This window comes from Rhodanobacter sp. UC4443_H10 (genome assembly GCF_052978325.1).
In genome coordinates this window covers 311,512-334,763 of the sequence record NZ_CM129668.1, presented here as the reverse complement: position 1 = coordinate 334,763, position 23,252 = coordinate 311,512, and the positions used below count along the sequence as shown (strand labels likewise).

The following is a 23,252-nucleotide window of genomic DNA, read 5'->3' as shown; positions in this document are numbered from 1 at the left end:
GATGGGCGACGCGCGCCGCTATCTGAGCCTGCCCTCGCCTTTTCCGATGAAGCGCGGCGGCGAACTGCACGGCGCGCACGTCGCCTACGAAACCTGGGGCACGCTGAATGCAGCGCGCGACAACGCAGTGCTGGTGCTCACCGGGTTGTCGCCCAGTGCACACATGACCTCGTGCGATGAAGACCCGTCGCCCGGCTGGTGGCAGGACATGGCCGGCCCCGGCAAGGCGATCGACACGGATCGCTGGTTCGCGATCTGCGTGAACTCGCTGGGCAGCGACAAGGGCTCCACCTGTCCGGCGTCGCTCGACCCTGCCACCGGCGAGCCCTATCGGCTGAGCTTTCCCGAGCTGGCGCTGGAAGACGTGGCCAATGCCGCGCACGCCGTGGTCGCCAGCCTCGGCATCACGCAGCTGGCCTGCCTGATCGGCTGCTCGATGGGCGGCATGAGCGCGCTGGCCTACATGCTGTTGCACCCGGGCAGCGTGCGCGCGCACATCAGCGTGGATACCGCGCCGCAGGCGCAGCCGTTCGCCATCGCGATCCGCTCCCTGCAGCGCGAGGCCATCCGCCTCGACCGGCACTGGAACGAAGGCGTTTACGACGACGCCAACTACCCCGACATCGGCATGAGCATCGCACGCAAGCTCGGCGTGATCACCTACCGCTCCGCGATGGAATGGAACGGCCGCTTCGCGCGCATCCGGCTCGATCCGGAGCAGCGCGAGGACGAACCGTTCGGCCGCGAGTTCCAGGTGGAGTCCTATCTCGAAGGCCACGCCAGGCGTTTCGTGCGTACCTTCGATCCGAACTGCTACCTGTACCTGTCGCGCGCCAGCGACTGGTTCGACATCGCCGAGTACGGCCACGGCAGCGTGCACGACGGGCTCAAGCGCATCTGCATCGAACAGGCCATGGTGATCGGCGTGAGCACCGACATCCTGTTTCCGCTGCAGCAGCAGGAGCAGATCGCCGAAGGTCTGCAGGCTGCCGGCGCCAGGGTGGAATTCGTGGCGCTGGATTCGCCCCAGGGCCACGATGCCTTCCTGGTCGACATCGAGCACTACAGCCCCGCCATCGGCGGATTCCTGAACCGCCTGGCGGCCGCGCCATCGCCGCACTGGTAGACTCTAGCCGCCACTCGCCCATCCGAGACCGCCATGCTCACCCTGGATTTCCCCGGCAGCCGCACCCTGATCGACGCGATCGACGCCGCCGTGGCCAAACCCACCACCCACGAACTCACCGACAGCCTGCGCCAGAGCCTGTGCCGGCTGATCCGCGAGCAGGCAGTGCGCCTGCCCGAATGCGTGTTCGAGGCCAACCCGGAGCACTACGCGCGCCGCGAGCTGTACCGCAGCGAAGACCACGGCTACTGCGTGGTGGCGATGACCTGGGGGCCGGGCCAGGGCACGCCGATCCACGACCACGATGGCATGTGGTGCGTCGAGGGCGTCTGGAACGGCGCGTTGGAGATCGTGCAGTACGAACTGCTGGAGCACGATGCGCAACGCTACTGCTTCCAGGCAGTCGGCTCGATCCAGGCCGGCACCGGCTCCGCCGGCAGCCTGATCCCGCCGCACGAATACCACAGCATCCGCAACCCCAGCGACGACGCCGTCACCGTAAGCCTGCACGTCTACTCCGGCCCGATGGTTCGCTGCTCGGTATTCCAGCCACTGCCCGAAGACCGCTGGTACGGCCGCGACGTGCGCCAGCTGGGTCTCGACCGCGTGCACTGAACCCGGCATAATTCCCCGCTCACGCATGCCGGTGTGGCGGAATGGTAGACGCGGCGGACTCAAAATCCGCTTGTGGTGACACAGTGGAGGTTCGAGTCCTCTCACCGGTACCAGGTATCGAAAACCCCGCTTCACGCGGGGTTTTTCACGTCTGCAGGGCGCGCATGGGCTGCTACAACTCGCGCACCACGCGGAAGCCCACGCGGCCACTGCGCACGTCGCCGTCGGCGCCCTGGCGGTAGGCGGAGGTCACCTGGTCGGGGGAGCTGCCCCATGAGCCGCCGCGCAACACGTGCACACGGCAGCCGGGGTTGATCCAGGCGCTGCCGTCGTCGGGGGCGCGGATGTAGTTGTCGTGCCAGCAGTCGGCGACCCATTCGGAGACGTTGCCGTCCATGTCGTACAGGCCGAACGGGTTGGCGGCGAAGCTCATCACCGGCGCCGGGCCCCAGTAGCCGTCGCGGTAGCCGCGAAAGGCGTTGCTCCAGCGACGCCCGCTGCGCGAGCGGTCGCCGGAGCCGGTCAGGTTCTCCACCTTCTGGTCGGGTGCGGCGTCGCCCCACCAGTAGCGGCTGGTGGCGCCGCCGCGCAGCGCGTACTCGAACTCCGCCTCGCTGGGCAGCCGATACTGCTTGCCGGTGCGCTCGCTCAGCCACTTGGCGTAGGCCACCGCATCGTTCCACGAGATGTTGACCACCGGCAGGTTGTCGCCGGCCTTGCGGCCGGCGTAGTCGTCCTGCCAGCTGGCGTTGGCATCGTCGCGCAGGGCGCCGCTGCGCTCGTCGTACACGCTGGCGCCGCCGAGCCGGGTCGAATCGGGTACGTAGCCGCTGGCGCGGACGAACTCGCGGAACTCGCCCACGCTGATTTCCGTGCGCGCGATGGCGAAGCCCCTGGCCAGGGTGACCCGGTGCTGCGGCAACTGGGCGTCGGTGCGATCCTCGTTGTCAGCCGCCGCCCCCATCAGGAACGAGCCGGTGGGCACCACCACCATCGCCGGCCCCTTGCCGGGCAGGTCGACGTAGCGATCGGTGAACACCTGACCGGGCTTGTAGTTCGCGTACAGGCGCGCGTTGGTCAGTTGCTCGTCCACCTGCGCCAGCTCGGGCAGGTCGGCATCGGTCGCGCGTGCCTGCGCGACCAGTTTGGTCGCCAGCTCGAGGTTGCCGCCATCCAGCGCCAGCCGCGCCTGCGCCAGCACACCCGCGGCGCGCTGGCGGCGCATGTCGTCGATGCGCAGTTGCACGTCGTGCATCTGCTGCGAGCCCGGACGGATCGCCTGCGCGCGGGCCAGCTGCTTCTCGGCGCCGGCGAAGTCGTTTTGCGCGACCGCCGCCAGGGCGCGATCGAGCACCGCACGCTGCACCTGGAAAATCCCCTGCTCGGCTACCGCATTCTGCGGATCGAGCTGTTGCACCTGGTGGTACAACTCCAGCGCGTTGTCGCCCTTGGGCTGGTCGGCCTTGCCTTGCTGCAGCAGCGCCGCCGCCGCGGCCAGCATCGGGCGCACCGTGGCCAGCGTCTTCAGGTTCTCCTCCAGTTGCGCGACTTCCTGCTCCGCATTGGGCAGGGTGCGCAGGGCATCGAGCAATTCCTTCGCCGCGTCGACGTCGCCGACGGCGATGTCCTGGTCGATCTCCGCCACCAGCCGGGCGCGCACGTCGAACAGGCCTTGCACGGCGCGACGACTGTCCGGCTTTTCCTTCAGCGCCTGCATGAACAACGCGGCGGCACTCTCCGGATCGCCAGCCAGCTGGCCGGCATGGAACGCCTTGAGGGCGCGCGCCAGCAGCTCCTTCACCTGCGGCGACTCGGCCGATTTCTGCTCGGGCAGGCTGGCGTTGTTGCGGTTGCGCGCCACGATCACCGCGGTCGGGGCCAGCGTCAGCGGCGGACCGGCGTTCAGTTCGTTGATCGCCGCCACGCGTTGCGGCGGCAGGTTGCCGGTGGGTGACACGTCACCCAGGCTCACCGCCCGCTGCGGCATCTGCCCCGGCGCCACGTGGAACCACTGCGGAAAAAAGTGATACGTCAGCGCGACGCCCAGCACGATCATGCCCAGCGCCCCACCGAAGAAACGCTGACGGCGCAGGATGGCATTGCGTGGCATGGATGGGCGTCCCGGTTGCGGCCTGTTATCGTGCCAAGGAGTCCGGGCAATGGAAACCTTCGCGGCGGAGATCGTACGCGGCGGGCCGACGTTCGACGCGTGACTCCATTCTCGCCGATATGCCGGCGGAAGCGCGCGCCGCGCGCCGCGCCTCGCCGCCGGATGATCCGTCCCGCCCGGGCTCTGCGTTCACCATAGGCACAAACCGCCGGCAGGGCAATCCGCGCCGGCACCCCCGAAGGAGTCCCGATGTCGCTGTCCCAAACCGCCGCTGCCGACTGGATTGACCAGGCCGACGCATTGCAATCCTGGCTTGCTGCCCTGCCCGCGGACGCGGCCGTCGGCCTCGACACCGAATTCATGCGTCGCGACACGTTTCACCCGCAGCTGGCCCTGCTGCAATTGGGCTGGAACGGCCATCACGCGCTGGTCGACCCGCTGGCCTTTCCGATCGGCGCTGCACTGCAACCGCTGCTGGGTGCGGGCAAAGCGGTGACCGTGATGCACAGCGCCAGCGAGGACCTCGAAGTGCTGGCGCCGCTGCTGCCGGCCGGCCCGCAGCAACTGTTCGACACGCAGATCGCGGCCGCCTTCGTGGGCATGGGCCTGGGCGTCAGCTATCGCGCGCTGGTGGCCGAGCTGGTCGGCGTGGACCTGGACAAGGGCGAAACCCGCTCGGACTGGATGCGTCGCCCGCTGACCGCCTCGCAATGCAGCTACGCCGCCCTGGACGTGGTGTATCTCAAGGCCATCCACGAACAACTCGCCGAGCGTCTGCAGCAGCGCGGGCGCAGCGACTGGCACGCGCAGGATTGCGAGCGGCTGAAACGCCGCGTGCACCGCGAGAGCGATCCGCAGCCCCAGCGCGCCCTGCGCGCGGCGGCCGACTGGCGCCCGGAAGCGCAGGCCCGCCTGCGCCGGCTGCTGCTGTGGCGCGACAGCTGCGCCCGCCGCCTCGACGTACCGCGCCCGTGGCTGCTGGACGACACGCTCGCCCTCAGCCTGGCGCAGCAACCGCCGGCCACGCTGGCCGAACTGGAGCAACGCGCCCGTGGCCAGCGCGCACTGCGCTCGGCCCAGCGCAGCGAGCTGTTCGAGGTGCTCGCGCCCGCCGTCACCCCGGCGGAGATCGACGCCACCGCCCGTATCCCCGGCCATCCGCAGGGCGCCGCCAAGCAGGCGCTGGCGGCGATGAAGCAGTCGGTCGACACGCTCGCCACCGAACTCGACCTGCCGCCCGGCCTGCTGTGCCCGCGCAAGGTGCTGGAGGAATACGTGGTCACCGCCGAATGGCCCGAATCCCTCGACGGCTGGCGCCACGACCTGCTGCACCCGCGCCTCGCCAGCCTGCTGCCCGACCGCCCCGCGACAAGCCGACCAGTTGCCAAGCCCTCAGCCGGCGATTAAGATACGCGGCTTCCCACGGGGTGTAGCTCAGCCTGGTAGAGCGCTACGTTCGGGACGTAGAAGTCGCAGGTTCAAATCCTGTCTCCCCGACCAAGAACAACGATCAAGGCCGCCTCAGGGCGGTCTTTTTCGTGGCCGTGGCGCATCGAAGGCCGCGTCATTATTGCGCCGGACCAGGCGCCATTCTCGGTCGACGGCTCCGCTCGCCTCAGCGCCACCGGGCAGCCCCGCCGGCCAGGTCAGCCCCGCGGCCGCACCTGGCCGCAGGAAGCACACCTTGCGGGCTGTCGAGCACGCCGCGAGCGAAGTTCGCACGAGTATCCCGACGTTCCTTGGCAGTTCGGGCCGTGCCCGAGTTCATGGGCGGAGAGGAACATCACGTCGTCGCGGTCGAACAGACGATCCGCCAGCCCCAGCTTGGCCAGCGGCAGCCGAATCGCGTCTGTCTTTCCCTGATCGTCATACGTTCCGCCGGATCACCACTGGCGACGAAACGCCTGGATCGGGGCAAGAGCCCGAAACCCACTGCAACGGATTGCCGCCCACCGCATCCCGACGGTCCATGTTCCACGGCCGGGCCCCGGAAATGTCCTCGCCACGCCCGACGTTGCCTGGCCCGCAACGACGCAGGCGCTCTCCGAACACCTTGCCGATACGTTCCGGCGTCATGTCGGCCATGCCCCGGCTCTGACCGATCAAGGTCGGCAGCCGTTCGAAAGGGTACTTGGCACGTGCTGCGCCTTGACGCCGATGGCGGGGGCGGCATGAACCGCCGCGCTGCTTTCCGCAGCGGCGGCGTTGAAAATGGATGGCGAAGCACTCGCCGCCAACGCCAAGCTGACGGCAGCCGCAATGGCCTGCCGGGTCTTGCCGGGCATGGGATGTTCTCCAGCCGGGGAGATCGGCCGCACGACCACGGGCGGAACGATACGTTGCTTCAGTCGTCGATCCTTGAAGTACCAGTTCTTGCGGCACTTGATGGGGCGACAACCTTCGAGAAAGATGATCTCCTCGTCGTTTGGCAGCTCCTTCAACTCCTGCGGCAGCATCAGTGGGCGTCGCTCTTCCGTGTGGCTGTAGCTGGTGCCTTGCTTGCCGGTGCTGCGGGTGCGTCGCTTGACCGTGGTGTCACCAAGCATCTTGGAGTACTCCTCGGCATCGCGCTGCTCGCGCGGAGTGAACACGATGCTGGCGGCGTGGTTGGTGATGTAGGTGCGTGCCTCGTCCGCACCGTAGGTCGCGTCCAGCTGCGACAGGCTCTGGATGATCGACAGGTCACGAATGCCGTAACCGGCGGTGAGCGAAATCCGCTCGGACAACACATTGACCCGCCCCATCGCGGTGAACTCGTCCATCAGCAGCAGCATCTGGTATTTCAGCGCGGGATCATCCTGCGGGGTTTGCCGCAGGTTCTGTCCGATCACGGTGGAGAAAAAGATGTTGAGCAGCCGGCGCGCCTCGCCCAGCTTCTGCGGCGGAATCACCACATAGATGGTAATGGGGCGTCGACGCAGGACGTCCACGTCGAAATCGCAGGCATTGGTGGCTGCGGCCAGGATCGGGCTGAGGAACTGTTGCAGCGGCGCCTGGGTGGTGGCGATCACCGAGGCGAAGGTCTGTTCGGCCATGCCGGTCAGGCTGGTGAGGGCGGCTCGGGTGGCCGTGCTGACGAACGGTTCCTTGAGCCGCGCCTGCAGGAACGCCTTTAGCTCGCCGTCGTCGCCGGCGGAAAAGCGATAGATACGCTCGAAGCTGGGGAAGGCGTCGTGCGTGTTGGGGTCGATGGGACGGCCGTCGGAACCGTGAAGATTCTGGCGAACCTTGTCGTCCCATGCCTCGAACAGGTACGAGCCAAATGCCACGAAGGCAGTGCGCGATTGCGACGTCCAGAACGGGTCCTGACCAGGCTCATCCGGATACAGGATCGCGCCGAGCGTCTGCAGTTCGCCCACGCGCACGCGCGGATCGGAGGACATCGCCATCAGCGGATTGAATCGATGTGTACGGCCGTCCTCGGCATACGGCGCGAAGCGATAGATGGTTTGGCCGATGCCGGCGCGGTATCCGCTGGTGTGCTGGAACAACTCGCCCTTGAGATCCATGCAGACGATGGAATGCCGGTAAGTCAGCAGCACCGGAATCGCGATGGAGGTGGTCTTGCCGGTGCGCGTCGGCGCCGTCATGACGATGTGCCGCGTGCCGCCGAGATAAAGGTAATCACCGCCCGCCTTGCCGATGATGACGCCTTCGGGCGACGGCTTGAGCAGGCCCGCGCGAGCCAGGTCGCCGCGACCGGCAAAGCGCGCATCGCCATGGAAGGCCCTGGCGCGGGGCTTGAGGATCAACACCGCAACGATCGCCCATGACAGCAACGGCAAGCCGAAACCGAGGCCACCGGCCAACCGGATCTTGCCGGCAAACGGTTGCCAGTCCGGCTGGCCGAGTGCCTGCCAGTATTCGACATAGGTGGTGAAGTGCAGCGGCGCCGGCTGCCGGAGCAGCCACAGCGTGAGCAGGCCGCCGAGATAGAGTCCAACGGTCAGCGCCAACAGCAGCAGCGCGACGACTCCCGCAACCCTGGTTCGCAAGACACCCATCTCCCCCTCCTTCCCTGGATACGTGAGGTCGACGATCTTCGACGTCATGCGGCAAAGGTGTCAAGGCCGCTGATGTTCACCCGCGTCGGTGCAGATCGTCACGGCACACATCATTTGGCCGTCCGTCTGCGTACCGCCAACAACGTTCTCAAGCCGCCCGTCGCGAAGCGGCGCCGCAGCTCTTCGACTGTCTGCGCGCCACAGCGGGGTGTAGGCGCATTCCGAAATCGAGACCGGCAAGAACCTCTCGCGTCGTAGGAGTCCTGCCGCCGCTCCCGGTGCCGCAAACCAGTGCACGGGCATTGCCGGCGTGCCGCATCAGGTTGATCGGAGAGGCGCAGGAAACAACATGAATCATGGGGTTTCAAGCACTTTTCCACAACGCCAAATTTGTTTGTTCACCACGGCGCGATCGATGTGAAAGTGAGGGTGACTACCTCGGAACAAGTGCGAGTCAGATCACACGAGGCAGGAAATTTTCCTAGGCGGATTCGGTTGACGACTCGCGGCTTGCTCTCGATCATGGCGACCGTTCGATCAGGGAAATCGAGATCTCGCCAGGCGCGCAGCTGCTTCACGCAGCCGCGATCCACGCCTGGTGCCCGAGAAGTACAAGTGTTGCGTCGCCCGGCATCGGACCGGGTACGCAACTGACTCACGACATTGGACTGTTGGTGTACTCGACATGGTTTGCAGGGGAACCGGGAGCAATCCCTTTCCGGATTCAAGACGACTGAACGCGCAGACCGGCAACGGTCCGGGCCTGGCGCCGGCCTGCCCGTCGAAACATCGGCGACACCTCGCTGGCCATGTCCGGCCAGCGTCCGCACTGATCTCCGGGGTTGAAGTGAAAGAAAAGATTTCCAACCGAACGGCGCTCGGCGGGCTGCTGCTCGCCACCACGCTCCTCGCTGCCTGTGGCACCCCGCCTGCGAAGGACTTCAGCGGCTCGTGGCGCCCGGTCAACCGGTATCGCTCCGTGCCCACCGAGATACCGTTGCATCCGCAGTACACCTTTTTCGCCGCGCCCATCGACGGCACGCTGAAGGCGATGCTCACGCGCTGGGCGACCGACACGAACCGCACGCTGCGCTACGAGCTGAACTACGACGTCACGTTGTACACGCCCGTGGCGACGATTCGCACCGCCGACCTGGAAGCCGCCGTCTCCAGGCTCAGCGGCATCTACGCCGCGCAGGGCGTCCAGGTCAGCATCGGGCCGGGCGAGATCGTGGTGCGCTCGACCAACCGCCCGTCGCCTTCCGTGCCGACAGCATCGAACGACAACTCCAAGACCGGAAACGCCCTGCCATGAGTCCCAGGCATCCCGCCCTCGCCCCGCATGGGGTTCCTTGCTGATGGCAGGGAAGAAGACATCCGGCACCGCGATCGAACGCAGTGTGGCGCAATCGACCCGGTTCGAACTGACCATTTCCGAGCTGGCGCAACGCAGCGAGCGTCGAGCGTGGTGGGTGGCCTGGACAGCCGTTGCGCTGGTGCTGGTCCTCTCCGGCGGCTACTACTTCATGCTGCCGCTCAAGCAGAAAGTTCCCTATCTGGTAATGGCCGATGCCTACACCGGCACCGCCACGGTAGCGCGGCTGGACGGCGACTTCGCCATGCGCGGGATCACCACGCGCGAAGCGGTCAACCGCAGCAACGTGGCGCATTTCGTGCTGGCGCGCGAGTCGTACGACCTGGAGCTGGTCAACCTGCGCGACTGGAAGACGGTGCAGACGATGGCAGCAGCCGGCGTCAAGGCGCCCTACGTGCAGCTGTTCGCCAACAGCAATCCCGACAGCCTCATCAAGCAGTTCGGCAAGGACCAGGCGATCCGCATCAAGCTGCTGAGCATCCAGCTGGTCGGCGGCGGCCCCGGCAAGACGCCGCGCGGCGCCACCGTGCGGTTCCAGCGCAGCCTCTACAACAAGCAGAACGGGGCGACCCGTCCGCTGGACAACAAGATCGCCACCATCGCCTTCACCTACAAGCAAAACCTGGAGATGGACGATCAGAGCCGGATCGAGAACCCGCTAGGCTTCTGGGTCACCAGCTACCGGGTGGACGACGACTACGCCACCGCGCCGCCGCCGGAGGTGTCCGTACCGCCGATGATGACGCAGCCGGCACCGGCCATGGCCGCCACGCCCGCGCCTGCACCGACACCACCGGCTGCCGCTGCCACCGACACTCTCCCTGGAGCAGGTTCCCGATGAACCGAACAAGCATCTGGTGGCTCGGCGCCGCCCTGTGCACCACTGCTGCTGCCGCCCACTCGCAAGGCGCGGAGCAGGTGCTGACCCATTACGAGTACGCCGCCGACGCAATCTATCCGGTGCGCACCGGCCTGGGCATCACCACCCAGATCGAGTTGAGCCCGAGCGAGAAGATCCTCGACTACAGCACCGGCTTCAGCAGCGGCTGGGACCTCACGCGTCGGGAGAACGTGTTCTACCTGAAACCGCGGAACGTGGACGTGGACACCAACATGATGGTGCGCACTGCCACGCATTCGTACATCTTCGAACTGAAGGTGGTGGCAACGGACTGGAAAACCCTCGCCGAGGCGCGGCGCGACGGCGTGCAGTACAAGGTCACTTTCACCTACCCGGCCGACACCAGTTTCTCCCACGAGAAGAAGCAGCAGCTGCGGACACTCGCACAAAACAGCAGCCTGCTGCCCGGCCGCAGCTACAACTTCGACTACGACTACGCCACCAGGACCAAGGCCGCCCCGTGGCTGGTGCCGGTCAACGCCTACGACGACGGCCGCTTCACCTATCTCAAGATGAGCGACCTCAAACAGTTCCCCAGCGGCGATTTCCCCGCCGTGTACATGCGCGAGCAGGCGCACGGTGAGGACTCGCTGGTGAACACCACTGTCGAGGGCGACACCATCATCGTCCACGGCACCTACAACTATCTGGTCATTCGCCACGGCAACGACGTCGTGGGCCTGCGCAGGAACACGCCCCAGTGAACAACCACCAGCATCCCGGCGACGAGCGCGCCGACGGCGAGCACGCCGGCGGCACGCACGAAAGCCGCGAGCCGCTCGTCGGCAATCCCTACGCCAGCCACATCCAGCGCGGCCACGAGCCTGACCTCGATGCCAACGTGCCGCAGCTGCGCGCGATCGAGCTGCGCCGGATGAACCGGCGGGCCTTGCTGCTGCTGGGCGCGGTGGTCCTGCTGCTGATGTTCGTCGCCTACTGGATGTTCACCAGCGCAGGCAGCCGCCGCGAGCAACCGAAACCGCGCGAAGAGAAAGTCACCGTCGCCGAGGCCCCGAACACGCTTCGCGTGCCGCAATTGCCGCCTTCCCCTGCGGTGCGCAGCCAGCCGCCGACGCCGCCCATTCCGGTATTGCCCACCAGCCCGGCCCCGCCGCTCCCCACCACGACCGTGCAGCCGCCGCTGACACGCGGCCCCACCCTGCTGCAACGACGCATCGCCGCCAGCGGTGCGGTGAGCGAGGACCCGCCTGCCAATACGCAAGGTCTGCCGGGTGGCGCCGATGCGCGGCTGCCCACCGGCGAGCGGACGGGCCCGACCAGCGCCCAGGCCCTGCCCCACGCCGACACCCTGATGCAGCGCGGCACCTATATTCGCTGCGTGCTCGAAACGCGCATCGTTTCCGACGTGCCCGGCTTCTCCACCTGCCTGGTCACCGAGCCGGTGTACTCGTTCAATGGTCACACGCTGCTGCTGCCCAAGGGGTCGAAGCTGCTCGGTTCGTACAGCCACAAGCCGACCGGCAACCGCATGGAAGTGGTGTGGGATCGCATCGTCACGCCCACCGGGATCGACGTGAACATGGCGAGCCCCGGCATGGACAACCTGGGCGGCGCCGGCCTGCCCGGCCATTACGACGCCCACTGGGGCCAGCGTGTCAGCTCGGCGCTGCTGATCAGCCTGCTCAGCGACGCGTTCAAGTACGAAGCCGCCGAACACGGTCCGCGCAACAGCACCATCGGCAACGGCTTCGTCACCCAGACCCCATTCGAAAGCAATACCGCGCAAACCGTGCAGCAACTGGCCGACCAGGCCGTGCGTGAAGCGGCCAACCGTCGCCCCACGGTCACCATCAACCAGGGCACCGTCATCTACGTCTACGTCGCCAAGGACGTGGATTTCAGCGGCGTGGTTGCCCGCTTCTGAATGTCCTGATCCAACGACTACCGACGCCATGGACGACGTGAACGCACAGGTTTCCAGCGATTTCCTCGACTACCAGTACGAGGTGCTGGGTGTGCGTGAGCACATGGCCAGCGCCGAGGTCACCGAGATCTGCATCAACCGGCCCGGCGAGATCTACGTCGAAAACCGCCAGGGCTGGCAGCGCATCGAGGTGCCCTCGCTGACGTTCGAGCGCGCGCGGCAGTTCTGCACGGCGGTGATCAACGAAAGCAACACCGGCCAGCGCATCACCGACATCGACCCGGTCGTCTCGCTGACCTTTCCCACCGGGCAGCGCGCACAGCTCGTGATACCCCCCGCATGCGAGGCCGACCGCGTCTCGATCACCATCCGCCTTCCCTCGCGGCAGCGCCGGACCCTGGCGCAATACGAAAGCGACGGCTTCTTCGACAAGGTCGTGGAAGTGGACCACGGCCTCAGCGAGCTGGACAGCGAACTGCTGGAACTGCGCAGCGCGCGCAACTATGCGGAGTTCTTCCGCAAGGCCGTGCTGAACAAGAAGAACATCGTCGTCGCCGGCGCCACCGGCAGCGGCAAGACCACGTTCATGAAATCGCTGGTCAACCACATCCCCGACGACGAGCGCCTGGTCACCATCGAGGACGCGCGCGAGCTGTTCATCGACCAGCCCAACGTGGTGCACCTGCTGTACTCCAAGGGCGGCCAGAGCACCAGCCACGTCACCGCCAAGAGCTGCATGGAAGCATGCCTGCGCATGAAGCCCGACCGCATCATCCTGGCCGAGCTGCGCGGCGACGAGTCGTTCTACTTCATCCGCAACTGCGCCTCCGGCCACCCCGGCTCGATCACCAGCTGCCACGCCGGCAGCACCCGGCAAACCTGGGATCAGCTCGCGCTGATGGTCAAGGCATCCACCGAAGGCGCGGGTCTCGAGTTCAACACCATCAAGCGCCTGCTGAAGATGACCATCGACATCGTGGTGCACATCAGCGCGCACGCCGGCAGCCGCCACATCACCGGCATCGACTTCAACCCGCAACGTGAAGCCGCGGAATCCTGATGCTGCCCGGGATGGAAATGCTGGCCTGCCCCAACCTGGCCGTGTCGCCTCAGGTGATGCAGCACATCGTGCAGGTCGAGTCCGGCGCCAATCCCTATGCGATCGGCGTCGTCGGCGGCAAGCTCGCGCGCCAGCCGCACAGCATGGAAGAGGCCCTGGCGACCGCACGCATGCTGGAAAGCCGTGGCTACAACTTCTCCGTCGGCATTGCCCAGGTCAACCGCGCCAACCTGGGCCGCTACGGACTGGATTCCTACCGCAAGGCCTTCAGCGCGTGCGCCAACCTGGCCGCGGGCGCGCAGATCCTCGCCCGCTGCCACGACGGCGCCCATGGCGACTGGGGCAAGGCCTTCAGCTGTTACTACTCCGGCAACTTCACCACCGGCTTCCGCGACGGCTACGTGCAGAAGGTATACGCCTCGATGAACCGAGTGGCCGAAGCCCGACTGGCGACCACGACACCCGTTCCCGAAGTCGCGGCCATTGCGCCGACACGCGCGCCATCCCCCGCAGAAATCGTCGCCGGCAGAAGCGCCGTACCGCCGCTGGTGGTCTATTCCGGTGACAACGCCAACTATCGGATCGCACTGCGCAGCGTGCCGATGGCAGTCGTCACGAAGGAACCCGCATCACGGCCGAACCCGGTCACGCCACGCGATATCGGCGGCGAAGCGGCGTCCGCTGCGGCAGTCTCCACGGCGGGCTTGTCCGGCGCCAACGCAGACCCTGCCGTCCTGCCGCAGCACAGCGTTGCGCCCTCTTCACCCTCGACCGCCCCTGCCCGCCAGCCTGCCCCGCCCGGGCTCGCCGGCACGACCACCGGCGGCGTGTTCGAACCGCAGGTGCGCGGCCCCGGTGACCCGGCTGTGGCGTCAGCCGTGCCGGCTGCAGGCGCACCCGCCCCACGGCACGACCGCGCCGACTTGCGCATGGAGCAGCGCGATGCCGCCTTTGTCTTCTGATGCCATCCGCAGGCGCAGCACCGCAGCATGGCGCGCCATCAACACAGCAAGCCCCACCGCCACGGCGACGGCGCATCGCCCCGCCTTTCGCATCACCAACACCACCGCACAACTCTTCCGGCCGCATCCCGCGGCCAGCTCCCGGCAGTCATCCCGCGATGACCGCATTCCACCGCAACTCCCGACAAGGAACCCCGTGATGGCCAACACCTCCCTCGGCAACGAAAGCATCCTCACCTCCTCGCGCACGCGCTGGTTCACGTTCCTCTCTGTGGCCATGCTGCTGGCGTTGGTCCTGCCCAACCTCGCGCTCGCGCAGGATGCCACCGGCACGATTGATACCACCTGCAAGTTCGCCACCAACATCAACATGATCCTCAACGCGATCTCGGTCGTGGTGGTGACGATCGCCATCGTGTTCTCCGGTTACCAGATCGCCTTTGCCCACAAGCGCATCGGCGATGTCGCCCCGGTGCTTATCGGTGCGGTGCTGATCGGCGCGGCGGGCCAGATCGCAAAGATGTTCCTCGCCGGCAGCACGACCGACGCCGGCGCCACGCAGTGCACCGCCAGCGTGCTCGTCCACGCGCTCCACTTCTATGCATAAAAACGCGCTGTTTCGCGGTTGCACCCGCCCGCCCATGTTCATGGGCGTGCCTTACGTGCCGTTCTTCATGGCGGCGGGCGGGTGCTTTCTCGTGGCGGTGTACACCAACTTCCTCTACCTGTTGCTGCTGCCGCTGATCATCTTCGTGATGCGCCAGATGGCACGGCGCGACGAAATGATTTTTCGTCTGCTGGGGCTGCGCCTGCAGTTCCGTGCCCGGATGAGGAACATCGGCGGCAACGATGGCATGTGGGTGTTCACTCCCAACCACCATCGCGGCCAACACAACGACAAACAGTGATGTGACGCGAACGCCGCCGCCGTCGTGCCGCGGAGTTCGCCGGACCAGGACTCATGCCCAAGCCAAAACCCGTATTCATGCCGGACACGCCCATCGCCGAGTTCCTGCCCCTGTCGACGCACGTGTCACCGACCGTGCTCAAGACCACGGGCGGCGATTTCCTGCTGGTGTGGCGCCTGGGCGGGCTGCCCTTCGTGGGGCGCGAGGAATGGGAGATCGAGCACCGCCACAACACCTTCAATCGGCTGCTGCAAACCCTGCGCGCGCCCGACTTCGTCAACGTGGCGTTCTGGGTCCACGACGTGCGCCGGCGCCGGCGCCTGGATGACTGTAGCCGCTTCGTGCAGCCCTTCAACCAGGATCTGTCGGATACCTATTACAAGGGCTTGTCCGCGCAAAAGCTGATGCAGAACGAGCTGTATCTGACTCTGATGTACCGCCCCATCGTCAGCGGCAGGCGCTTCGTGGAGAAGTCGGCCGATCTCGCCCGCCTGGAGTCCGAACAGCGCGACGCGGTGAACACCGTGCTCGAACTGGCCGGAAACCTGGAAGCCGTGCTGAAGGATTACGCACCCAGCCGACTGGGCATGTACGAAGCGGCCAACGGCATCGTGTTCTCCGAGGCGCTGGAGTTGTACGGCTACCTGCTCAACCGCATCGACGAACCGGTGCCCGTGCTCAGCGCCCCCGTGTTCGACTACCTGCCGGTCAGCAAGCAGCGCTTCTCGGCCAAAACCGGCGACTACGTGATCACCACGCCCGACGGCATCAATCACTTCGGCGCCATCCTCAACATCAAGGAATACACCGACGGGACCTACCCGGGCATCCTCAACAGCCTGAAGTACCTCGATTTCGAATACGTCATCACCCATTCCTTCAGCCCCATGGGCCGGCAGGATGCACTCAAGGCGCTGGATCGCACCAAGGGCATGATGATCTCCTCCGGCGACAAGGCCTTCAGCCAGATCGCCGAGCTCGACCAAGCCATGGATCAGCTTGCCTCCGGCAATTTCGTGCTGGGCGAGTACCACTTCTCCATGGCCATCTATGCCGCCAGCCAGGAAGCGCTGTCGCAGCAGATCGCCAGCACCCGTGCCGAGTTGTCGAACGCGGGATTCGTCTCGGTCAAGGAGGATCTGGCCGTCACCGCGGCGTTCTACGCCCAGTTCCCGGGCAACTGGAAATACCGCACGCGCCTGGCCAACGTCAGCTCGCTCAATTTCCTCGGCCTGTCGCCGCTGCACAACTTCGCCACCGGCAAGAAGGAGAACAACCCCTGGGGCGACTGCGTCACCACCCTGCAGACCACCAACGGGCAGGCGTATCACTTCAATTTCCACGCCACCCATCCGGCGGAGAACTCCCTCGGCGAGAAGGCCATCGCCAACACCATGGTCATCGGCAAGTCCGGCACGGGCAAGACCGCGTTGATCAACTTCCTGCTGAGCCAGGTGCAGAAATTGCAGCCTTCGCCCACGATTTTCTTCTTCGACAAGGATCGCGGTGCCGAGATCTTCGTTCGCGCCTGCGGCGGCAACTACCTCGCACTGGAAAACGGCAAGCCCACCGGCTTCAACCCTTTCCACTGCGAACGCAACGAAACCAACGTGCAGTTCCTGGCCGATCTGGTCAAGGTGATGGCCGGCAAGAGCGTCTACAGCTCGCGCGAGGAAGAGGACATCTTCCGCGCCGTGGAGAACATGCTCGATACGCCCATGCATCTTCGCACGCTGACCAACTTCCAGAAGAGCCTGCCCAACATGGGCGACGACGGCCTGTTCATCCGCATGCGCAAGTGGACGGCAGGCAATTCGCTGGGTTGGGTATTCGACAACCCGGTCGACACCATCGACCTCGAGAAAGCCAACATCATCGGCTTCGACTACACCGAGCTGATCGACAATCCCGAAGCGCGAGTGCCGGTCATCAACTATCTGCTGCACAGGCTGGAGGCGCTGATCGACGGGCGCCCGCTGATCTACGTGATGGACGAATTCTGGAAGATCCTCGACGGCAAGGGCGGCCTCAAGGAGTTCGCAAAAAACAAGCAGAAGACGATCCGCAAGCAGAACGGCTTGGGCATCTTCGCCACGCAAAGCCCCGAGGACGCGCTGGCCAGCGACATCGCCGCGGCGCTGATCGAGCAGACCGCCACGATGATCCTGCTGCCCAACCCGAACGCCAGTCGCGAGGATTACGTCGACGGCTTGAAACTGACCGACGCCGAATACCAGGTCGTCGTGAGCCTGGACGAGCGTTCACGTTGCTTCCTGGTCAAGCAGGGCCACGCCAGCGCGGTGTGCCAGCTGAACCTGCGCGGCATGGACGATGCCCTCGCCGTCATTTCCGCATCCACCGACAACATCGAGATCATGCACGAGGTACTGCGTGAATGTGCTGCCGCCGAAGGCGTCAGCGTCGACGCGCTGCAACCGGAGCAATGGCTTACCCGGTTCTACGAAAACCGCAAGGGCAGCGGCAAGCCGATGTCCGGCAAGTCCCCGCGGCCTTCCATCTCGCCGCGTTCGGCCAGCATCTAGTTCCTACCCACGACAATCCCCGGAGGAAATCGCCATGAACCATCGGACTCGGAGCAACTTCGGCCGGCGCGGTGCGTGCAAGGCAACGCTGATTCTTGCCATCGGCGCCTTTTGCGGCATGGCCGGCACCAGCGGTCATGCCCAGGTCGTCACCATCGACCCGGCCCATATCGCCCAGGACGTGGCCGACTTCGCCGAGACAATGGCGCAGTACGCCAAGGAGATTGCGCACTACCAGGCCGTCGTGCAGCACTACCAGCAGCAACTGATTCGCTACACCCACATGGATTTCAACCTGCCCACCATGCAGAACAGCTACGAGGAAATCTCCCCGTCGGATGCGCAGGATCAAGTGGCGCGCGCTTGCCCCAGCCCCGATGGGGACGGCGCGGCAGGGGCGATCTCCGGGCTGCTGCAGGTATTCACCCCTGACGTGAATGCGTCGATCCTCAAGAACCAGCAGGTCATCTGCGAGCAGATCCGGTTCCGCGAGATCAACAAATACAACCTCACCGTCAAGATGATGAAGCGACTCCAGGATTACTCGCAGAAGCTGCAGTCGCTGCAGAAGCAGCAGGATGACGGTGGGTCCAGCGAAGGTGCACTTGCCGGAACCATGTCGAACATGCAGATGAACAGTCTCGCGCTCGACAACGAGATGCAGACCTGGAAAGGACAGATCAGCGCCGACGACCAGATGATCAGCTACCTGCAAGGCCAGAAGAGCGTGCAGGCCCGGGAGCTACTCAACGGCAGCCATACCGCCCTCGGCAGGGTGATCCAGGCGGGGATGTTCGCTGCTGCATTCCACTGACGCGAACTCGCGCAACGGGCAATCGAAATCGACTGCCTCATCACACTGAACAGGGATCGGGCACGATGGGTTTCGTCTATTTCGTATTGATCTACAACTGGTTGAGCAACCAGATCAATACATTCGGCATGGATCTGATGGCCAAGCTGATGACCTGGGCCAGCGGGATTGCTCTGGTGCTGGTGACGTTGTGGATCATGATCCAGGGCTATCGCATGATCACCGGCCAGTCGCGCGATTCCATGATGGCGTTGGTGATGAGCATGACCCGGGTCGCCATCATCGTCACCGCCGCTACCACGATGAGCATGCTCGGAGCGAATCTGCACCACTTCCTGACTGTCGATCTCGGCACCGAGGTCAACCAACTCTTTACCGGCGACAACAGCACTGCCGCGCAAACCATCGACGAGAACCTTGCCTGGACACAATTGGCGTTGCAGGCCATCGATGCCGTGCAGATTTCTCCGGGCGACACCGACCTCGCCCAGACCAAGCAGAATGCCCTGCTGATGGCCGGCTTCGGCACCGCCGCCCCGCCGATGGCCGCCGCAGCCATGCTGCTGATGTACCAGTTTGCCCTGGCCCTCTTCATCGGCCTCGGGCCATTGTTCATCCTCTGCCTGATTTTCGAACAGACCAGGGCGCTGTTTCAGCGCTGGCTGCTGTACGGCATCGGCACCGTGTTCTCGATGGCCGTCCTTGCTTTCGTCAGCTCCCTGGTGCTCCAGCTCACCTTGCGCGTGGCCGCAGCGCTGTGGACCTCCAATCTCATCAACAACATCACGGGCAATGGCGCGGAGGGTCTGTCCAGTCAAGCCCTGCAACAAGGCGGCCTGGGCCTGCTGATGACCGTGCTGATCGTCTCCGTACCGCCCATGGCTGCCATGTTCTTCCAGGGCACGCTGGGCAACTTCATGCACTACTCGGCTTTCGCGGGTCCAGCCAGTGCCCCCGGCCCCCAGGGGCAGCCGCCGGGAAGTTATGCGAATGCGCCACTGCCTGGCCTCGGTAATCCGGCTGCCGGTGCCGCCACCTTCAATACGGGTAGCAGCCTGCACCGCACCACCGTTGCAGCCGTCGTCGCAACCGATTCCATCAAGCCCCCAACCATCGCAAGGAACTGACCATGACGTCGATGGCATCACGCTGGCTGCTGATCGGCTCGCTGCTCATGGCCGCCCCCGTCGCTCACGGTGAAAATGGCTGTCCTGCGGGCTTCCTGCCAACCGGAAGCGTGCCCAGCGCGCAAGATCCAGGCGCCTGCAGGCCCATGGCGAGCTACGAGCAACAGCAAGCTCGCCCCGCTCCTCCGCCCCCACCGCCCCGTCCCGTTCCGCCACTTGAATGGAAGCCCGATTGGGGAGCCATCGCGTGGGATGACGAACGCCGAACCATCGGCTCCGTTGTCGAAGCTCCGACCGAGGATGAGGCGAAGGAAGGCGCAGTGAAGGACTGCCAGTCCAAAGGCGGCGTGGACTGTCAGTTGGTACTCGCATACGAAAACGGCTGTGGCGCATTCGCAATAAGCGACGCGGCGTGGGGCGTGCAGGCCGATGCCACGGAAATCGGAGCCGAGGTCTACGCCATCAGGGCCTGCACCAAGACCGGACACAAGGAATGTCATGTGCTGTTCAAGGATTGCAGTCGCCCCAACGGATTCGCCACGCCATGACGTGTATTGCGAAGTCAACTCGACGCCGGTTTTCCTGCAGCCACTGACCAACAACGGATTCGCCTGTGGCTGCCATCCGAGGAGCAACGCCGGAATCGTTCCTGGCCCGGCGCACGCCCTCTGAAAATCCGCACCAGCAATCAACTCATGCATCGGAGACATGCCATGAAGCCAACCCTGCTGCTCGCGACCCTGACCATGGGCATCGCTACCCTGCTCACAATCGCACCTGCACGCGCACAAAGCATCGACCCGTGCGCTGTCTATACCTGCATGGCCGGCGTGTCCGGTGACGGTGCCACCGGCGGTGCCGCCTGCGCGCCTGCGACCACGTTCTTCTTCAGTCTGGTGGTCTTCGACCCGTACTTCGACGCGCCAGCAACCTCCCAACTGCGTCGGCGATACCTGACGACCTGCCCAGGCGCCAACACCGGCACCAACGCCGCCATCCTGAACGCCATCATCGCCGAGTGGGGAACGGTGCCCTGAAGCACATCTGCCGCGCGCCCGTGAGAAGTTCTTGAGGATATCGACCTGCGGCATCCCGTCATGCGGAGCGAGAACATCGTCGCTGCACTGGTCGTGGCGGCTCTCAAGAATGGATTTGGATCGCATCGGCCAGATCGCCCTCAGCGAAAATGGCACGCGTGCATTCGCACTCGAATACGGGGCCGTTGCCTGAATGGAGCAGGTGCAGATCGCCGGTGCCGTGCAGACCCTGATCGCGGACAACGGCGCCGCATGGGCTCAAGCATGCGAACAGGCAGCAGGTTACTGGTCGACGGCGCAACCTGTGGCGCTGCGACTGGCCGAACCGCGGATAGTCTGGCGCTAGTTCATCCCGGCCGGGCTGCGCGATCGCGACGGCGGAGTCGCGTCACCCGACGAACGTGAGCTTTCGGCCAGGCGAGTGAGCCGATCCAGTTCTTCCGGGGAAAACCCCGCTTCCAACCGCGCCGGGCGATTGAACGGCCCGCGCAGGTCGACACCCATGTACTCGCGGATCAGGCCGAAGAAGGTTTCCATCGGCTCGATGCCGTCGCGTTCGCAGCAGTGGTGATACCAGCGCGTGCCGGCGGCGACGTGGGCGACTTCCTCGCGCAGGATCACCTCCAGGATGGCGACGGTGCCTTCGTCGCCCAGCTGGCGCAGGCGCTCGATCATGCCCGGCGTCACATCCAGCCCCCGGGCTTCGAGCACGCGCGGCACCAGGGCCATGCGTGCGGTGTCGTTGCCGGCGGTTTTCTCGGCCATCTGCCACAGGCCGTCGTGGGCGTCGAAATCGCCGTAGACGTGGCCAAGCTCGGCCAGCCGCGCGGACAGCATGGCGAAGTGGCGTGCCTCGTCGTGGGCGCAGCTGGCCCAGTCGCGGTAGTAGGCGTGCGGTTTGCCGCGGAAGCGGTAGACCGCGTCCCAGGCCAGGTTGATCGCGTTGAACTCGATGTGCGCCACCGCATGCACCAGGGCAATGCGGCCTTCGGCACTGCCCAGCCCGCGCTGCGGCAGCTGGCGCGCATTGACCAGCCGCGGCCGCTCGGGGCGACCCGGCGGACCGATCGGTTCGGGCGCGGGCGATGACGCATCGGCCTGCAATTCGCCGCGTTCGAAGGCGCGCCACGTCTCACGCGTCAGACGCAACTTCTCGTCGGGCTCGCTGGCGTCAAGGCAGGCTTTGGCGGCGGCATGCAGATCGGACATGGGTTTCCCTGCAGGAGCGCACCCTGTGCGCGACGCTTTTCCCGAATCCCGGCAGAAAAGCATCGCGCACAAGTGCGCTCCTGCGGTTTACACGGCGCGCCGCGCAGCCTTGGCGTCGTCGGAGCGCAGCATCTGGATCTGTTCCAGGTACTGGTCGTCCAGGCCGGTGACGTATTCGCCGGAGAAACACGAGGTATCGAAGTGCTCGAGGTTCGCGTTGCCGTCGCGCACCGACCACTCGAGATCCTTGAGGTCCTGGTAGATCAGCCAGTCGGCGCCGAGCAGCTTCTCCACTTCCTGCTCGGTGCGACCGGCAGCGACCAGCTCGCTGGTCGAGGGCATGTCGATGCCGTACACGTTCGGGTAGCGCACCGGCGGAGCGGCGGAGGCGAAGTAGACGTTCTTCGCCCCGGCATCGCGCGCCATCTGGATGATCTGCTTCGAAGTGGTGCCACGCACGATGGAATCATCCACCAGCAGCACATTCTTCTTGTTGAACTCCAGGTCGATCGCGTTGAGCTTGCGGCGCACCGACTTCACCCGCTCGCCCTGCCCCGGCATGATGAAGGTGCGGCCGATGTAGCGGTTCTTGACGAAGCCCTCGCGGAACGGCACGCCGAGCACGCCGGCCAGCGCGCTGGCGGCGGTGCGCGCGGTGTCGGGGATGGGGATTACCGCATCGATGCCGTGGTCGGGGCGCTCGCGCAGGATCTTCGCGGCCAGCTTCTCGCCCATGCGCAGACGCGCCTTGTATACCGAGACGTCCTCGATCATCGAGTCCGGCCGCGCCAGGTAGACGTACTCGAAAATGCACGGCGTGTGCACCGCGCCCTCGGCGCACCGGCGGCTGTGCAACTGGCCCTGGTCGGTGATGATCACCGCCTCGCCCGGCATCACGTCGCGCAACCGCTTGAAACCCAGCACGTCCAGCGCCACCGATTCGGAGGCCACGGCGTACTCGTGCCCTTCGGCGGTAACGCGCTCGCCCAGCACCAGCGGGCGGATGCCGTGCGGATCGCGGAACGCCACCAGGCCGTAACCCAGCAGCAGCGCGATGCAGGCGTAGCCGCCGCGGGCGCGGGCATGCACGCCGGCCACGGCCTTGAAGATGTGGTCGGGAGTCAGCTCCATGCGGTCCTGGATCTGCAGCTCGTGCGCGAGCACGTTGAGCAGCACCTCGGAATCGGAATCGGTGTTGATGTGGCGACGGTCGCCTTCGAACATCTCGCGCCGCAGTGCGTCGGTATTGACCAGGTTGCCGTTGTGCGCGAAGGCGATGCCATACGGCGAATTGACGTACAGCGGCTGCGCCTCGGCCGAACCTTCCGAACCGGCCGTGGGATAGCGGCAATGGCCGATGCCGATGCGCCCGCGCAACTCGCCCATCGCGCGCTGGCCGAACACGTCGCGCACCAGGCCGTTGCCCTTGTGCAGGCGCAGGCGCGAGCCCTCGACCGTGGCGATGCCGGCCGCGTCCTGGCCGCGATGCTGCAGCACCGTCAAGCCGTCATAAAGCGCCGACGCCACTTCCGTGGTACCGACGATGCCGATGATTCCGCACATGATGGATGGCCTG

At 65.7% G+C, this 23,252-nt stretch carries 21 protein-coding genes and 2 tRNA genes; 18 read left to right on the top strand and 5 right to left on the bottom strand.

Annotated features, from left to right (window positions below):
- Window position 1 precedes the first annotated feature (1 nt).
- From metX to ACVCMB_RS01440, 3 genes are all read left to right on the top strand, one after another.
- Window positions 2-1,126: a homoserine O-acetyltransferase MetX gene (metX, locus tag ACVCMB_RS01450; protein WP_447105964.1), complete on the top strand. Its 1,125-nt coding sequence runs from the start codon at window positions 2-4 to the stop codon at window positions 1,124-1,126.
- 33 nt (window positions 1,127-1,159) lie between these two features.
- Window positions 1,160-1,741 (top strand): cysteine dioxygenase family protein, encoded by a 582-nt coding sequence (locus ACVCMB_RS01445; protein WP_395117880.1) that lies wholly within the window; start codon window positions 1,160-1,162, stop codon window positions 1,739-1,741.
- 27 nt (window positions 1,742-1,768) lie between these two features.
- Window positions 1,769-1,854: transfer RNA gene (locus ACVCMB_RS01440), tRNA-Leu, on the top strand.
- Window positions 1,855-1,913: 59 nt separating this feature from the next.
- On the opposite strand, the gene ACVCMB_RS01435 is transcribed toward ACVCMB_RS01440, so the two are convergent.
- Window positions 1,914-3,851, bottom strand: a complete 1,938-nt coding sequence (locus ACVCMB_RS01435) for an SUMF1/EgtB/PvdO family nonheme iron enzyme (protein ID WP_447105963.1) — start codon at window positions 3,849-3,851, stop codon at window positions 1,914-1,916.
- A gap of 249 nt (window positions 3,852-4,100) precedes the next feature.
- On the opposite strand from ACVCMB_RS01435, the gene rnd reads away from it, so the two are divergent.
- Both rnd and ACVCMB_RS01425 read left to right on the top strand, forming a co-directional pair.
- Complete coding sequence (gene rnd / locus ACVCMB_RS01430; RefSeq protein WP_447105962.1) at window positions 4,101-5,258, top strand: ribonuclease D; 1,158 nt, start codon at window positions 4,101-4,103, stop codon at window positions 5,256-5,258.
- 16 nt (window positions 5,259-5,274) lie between these two features.
- Window positions 5,275-5,351: transfer RNA gene (locus ACVCMB_RS01425), tRNA-Pro, on the top strand.
- 366 nt (window positions 5,352-5,717) lie between these two features.
- On the opposite strand, the gene ACVCMB_RS01420 is transcribed toward ACVCMB_RS01425, so the two are convergent.
- Together ACVCMB_RS01420 and ACVCMB_RS01415 are read right to left on the bottom strand one after the other, a co-directional pair.
- Window positions 5,718-5,936, bottom strand: coding sequence for a hypothetical protein (locus ACVCMB_RS01420; RefSeq protein WP_447105961.1), 219 nt, complete (start codon window positions 5,934-5,936; stop codon window positions 5,718-5,720).
- Between the two features lie 17 nt (window positions 5,937-5,953).
- Window positions 5,954-7,903: a type IV secretory system conjugative DNA transfer family protein gene (locus tag ACVCMB_RS01415; RefSeq protein WP_447105960.1), complete on the bottom strand. Its 1,950-nt coding sequence runs from the start codon at window positions 7,901-7,903 to the stop codon at window positions 5,954-5,956.
- Between the two features lie 550 nt (window positions 7,904-8,453).
- Between ACVCMB_RS01415 and ACVCMB_RS01410 the strand changes: the two genes are divergently transcribed.
- From ACVCMB_RS01410 to ACVCMB_RS01350, 13 genes are all read left to right on the top strand, one after another.
- A complete protein-coding gene (locus ACVCMB_RS01410; RefSeq protein WP_447105959.1) occupies window positions 8,454-9,170 on the top strand; it encodes a hypothetical protein in 717 nt (238 codons plus the stop codon).
- 43 nt (window positions 9,171-9,213) lie between these two features.
- Window positions 9,214-10,071 carry a virB8 family protein gene (locus tag ACVCMB_RS01405; protein ID WP_395117709.1) on the top strand — a complete coding sequence of 286 codons (858 nt, stop codon included), beginning with the start codon at window positions 9,214-9,216 and terminating at the stop codon, window positions 10,069-10,071.
- Window positions 10,068-10,835, top strand: a complete 768-nt coding sequence (locus ACVCMB_RS01400) for a TrbG/VirB9 family P-type conjugative transfer protein (RefSeq protein ID WP_447105958.1) — start codon at window positions 10,068-10,070, stop codon at window positions 10,833-10,835. Before ACVCMB_RS01405 ends, ACVCMB_RS01400 begins: the two co-directional genes overlap by 4 nt.
- Window positions 10,832-12,016 carry a TrbI/VirB10 family protein gene (locus ACVCMB_RS01395; RefSeq protein ID WP_447105957.1) on the top strand — a complete coding sequence of 395 codons (1,185 nt, stop codon included), beginning with the start codon at window positions 10,832-10,834 and terminating at the stop codon, window positions 12,014-12,016. Before ACVCMB_RS01400 ends, ACVCMB_RS01395 begins: the two co-directional genes overlap by 4 nt.
- Before the next feature lie 28 nt (window positions 12,017-12,044).
- Entirely contained in the window at window positions 12,045-13,076 is a 1,032-nt protein-coding gene (virB11, locus tag ACVCMB_RS01390) for a P-type DNA transfer ATPase VirB11 (RefSeq protein ID WP_447099162.1), read from the top strand.
- Window positions 13,076-14,038, top strand: a complete 963-nt coding sequence (locus ACVCMB_RS01385; RefSeq protein WP_447105956.1) for a transglycosylase SLT domain-containing protein — start codon at window positions 13,076-13,078, stop codon at window positions 14,036-14,038. Before virB11 ends, ACVCMB_RS01385 begins: the two co-directional genes overlap by 1 nt.
- 199 nt (window positions 14,039-14,237) lie before the next feature.
- Entirely contained in the window at window positions 14,238-14,645 is a 408-nt protein-coding gene (locus tag ACVCMB_RS01380; protein WP_395121368.1) for a TrbC/VirB2 family protein, read from the top strand.
- Window positions 14,638-14,946: a type IV secretion system protein VirB3 gene (locus tag ACVCMB_RS01375; protein WP_395117701.1), complete on the top strand. Its 309-nt coding sequence runs from the start codon at window positions 14,638-14,640 to the stop codon at window positions 14,944-14,946. Before ACVCMB_RS01380 ends, ACVCMB_RS01375 begins: the two co-directional genes overlap by 8 nt.
- Window positions 14,947-14,999: 53 nt before the next feature.
- A complete protein-coding gene (locus tag ACVCMB_RS01370; RefSeq protein WP_447105955.1) occupies window positions 15,000-17,489 on the top strand; it encodes a VirB4 family type IV secretion/conjugal transfer ATPase in 2,490 nt (829 codons plus the stop codon).
- Between the two features lie 34 nt (window positions 17,490-17,523).
- Window positions 17,524-18,303, top strand: coding sequence for a hypothetical protein (locus ACVCMB_RS01365; RefSeq protein WP_447105954.1), 780 nt, complete (start codon window positions 17,524-17,526; stop codon window positions 18,301-18,303).
- Between the two features lie 65 nt (window positions 18,304-18,368).
- Window positions 18,369-19,430: a type IV secretion system protein gene (locus ACVCMB_RS01360; protein ID WP_447105953.1), complete on the top strand. Its 1,062-nt coding sequence runs from the start codon at window positions 18,369-18,371 to the stop codon at window positions 19,428-19,430.
- 2 nt (window positions 19,431-19,432) lie between these two features.
- Window positions 19,433-19,978 carry a DUF4189 domain-containing protein gene (locus ACVCMB_RS01355; protein WP_447105952.1) on the top strand — a complete coding sequence of 182 codons (546 nt, stop codon included), beginning with the start codon at window positions 19,433-19,435 and terminating at the stop codon, window positions 19,976-19,978.
- 165 nt (window positions 19,979-20,143) lie between these two features.
- Window positions 20,144-20,467, top strand: coding sequence for a hypothetical protein (locus ACVCMB_RS01350; RefSeq protein ID WP_447105951.1), 324 nt, complete (start codon window positions 20,144-20,146; stop codon window positions 20,465-20,467).
- 342 nt (window positions 20,468-20,809) lie between these two features.
- On the opposite strand, the gene ACVCMB_RS01345 is transcribed toward ACVCMB_RS01350, so the two are convergent.
- Together ACVCMB_RS01345 and purF are read right to left on the bottom strand one after the other, a co-directional pair.
- The gene (locus ACVCMB_RS01345; RefSeq protein ID WP_447105950.1) at window positions 20,810-21,676 is read right to left on the bottom strand and encodes a ferritin-like domain-containing protein; all 867 of its coding nucleotides are present in this window, start codon (window positions 21,674-21,676) and stop codon (window positions 20,810-20,812) included.
- A gap of 87 nt (window positions 21,677-21,763) precedes the next feature.
- Window positions 21,764-23,239, bottom strand: a complete 1,476-nt coding sequence (purF, locus tag ACVCMB_RS01340; protein ID WP_395117665.1) for an amidophosphoribosyltransferase — start codon at window positions 23,237-23,239, stop codon at window positions 21,764-21,766.
- Window positions 23,240-23,252 lie beyond the last annotated feature (13 nt).

Coding starts and splice junctions, on each gene's coding strand:
- metX (WP_447105964.1), top strand. CDS start 2: ATGGGCGACGCGCGCCGCTATCTGAGCCTGCCCTCGCCTTTTCCGATG.
- ACVCMB_RS01445 (WP_395117880.1), top strand. CDS start 1,160: ATGCTCACCCTGGATTTCCCCGGCAGCCGCACCCTGATCGACGCGATC.
- ACVCMB_RS01435 (WP_447105963.1), bottom strand. CDS start 3,851: ATGCCACGCAATGCCATCCTGCGCCGTCAGCGTTTCTTCGGTGGGGCG.
- rnd (WP_447105962.1), top strand. CDS start 4,101: ATGTCGCTGTCCCAAACCGCCGCTGCCGACTGGATTGACCAGGCCGAC.
- ACVCMB_RS01420 (WP_447105961.1), bottom strand. CDS start 5,936: ATGGCCGACATGACGCCGGAACGTATCGGCAAGGTGTTCGGAGAGCGC.
- ACVCMB_RS01415 (WP_447105960.1), bottom strand. CDS start 7,903: ATGACGTCGAAGATCGTCGACCTCACGTATCCAGGGAAGGAGGGGGAG.
- ACVCMB_RS01405 (WP_395117709.1), top strand. CDS start 9,214: ATGGCAGGGAAGAAGACATCCGGCACCGCGATCGAACGCAGTGTGGCG.
- ACVCMB_RS01400 (WP_447105958.1), top strand. CDS start 10,068: ATGAACCGAACAAGCATCTGGTGGCTCGGCGCCGCCCTGTGCACCACT.
- virB11 (WP_447099162.1), top strand. CDS start 12,045: ATGGACGACGTGAACGCACAGGTTTCCAGCGATTTCCTCGACTACCAG.
- ACVCMB_RS01385 (WP_447105956.1), top strand. CDS start 13,076: ATGCTGCCCGGGATGGAAATGCTGGCCTGCCCCAACCTGGCCGTGTCG.
- ACVCMB_RS01380 (WP_395121368.1), top strand. CDS start 14,238: ATGGCCAACACCTCCCTCGGCAACGAAAGCATCCTCACCTCCTCGCGC.
- ACVCMB_RS01375 (WP_395117701.1), top strand. CDS start 14,638: ATGCATAAAAACGCGCTGTTTCGCGGTTGCACCCGCCCGCCCATGTTC.
- ACVCMB_RS01370 (WP_447105955.1), top strand. CDS start 15,000: ATGCCCAAGCCAAAACCCGTATTCATGCCGGACACGCCCATCGCCGAG.
- ACVCMB_RS01365 (WP_447105954.1), top strand. CDS start 17,524: ATGAACCATCGGACTCGGAGCAACTTCGGCCGGCGCGGTGCGTGCAAG.
- ACVCMB_RS01360 (WP_447105953.1), top strand. CDS start 18,369: ATGGGTTTCGTCTATTTCGTATTGATCTACAACTGGTTGAGCAACCAG.
- ACVCMB_RS01355 (WP_447105952.1), top strand. CDS start 19,433: ATGACGTCGATGGCATCACGCTGGCTGCTGATCGGCTCGCTGCTCATG.
- ACVCMB_RS01350 (WP_447105951.1), top strand. CDS start 20,144: ATGAAGCCAACCCTGCTGCTCGCGACCCTGACCATGGGCATCGCTACC.
- ACVCMB_RS01345 (WP_447105950.1), bottom strand. CDS start 21,676: ATGTCCGATCTGCATGCCGCCGCCAAAGCCTGCCTTGACGCCAGCGAG.
- purF (WP_395117665.1), bottom strand. CDS start 23,239: ATGTGCGGAATCATCGGCATCGTCGGTACCACGGAAGTGGCGTCGGCG.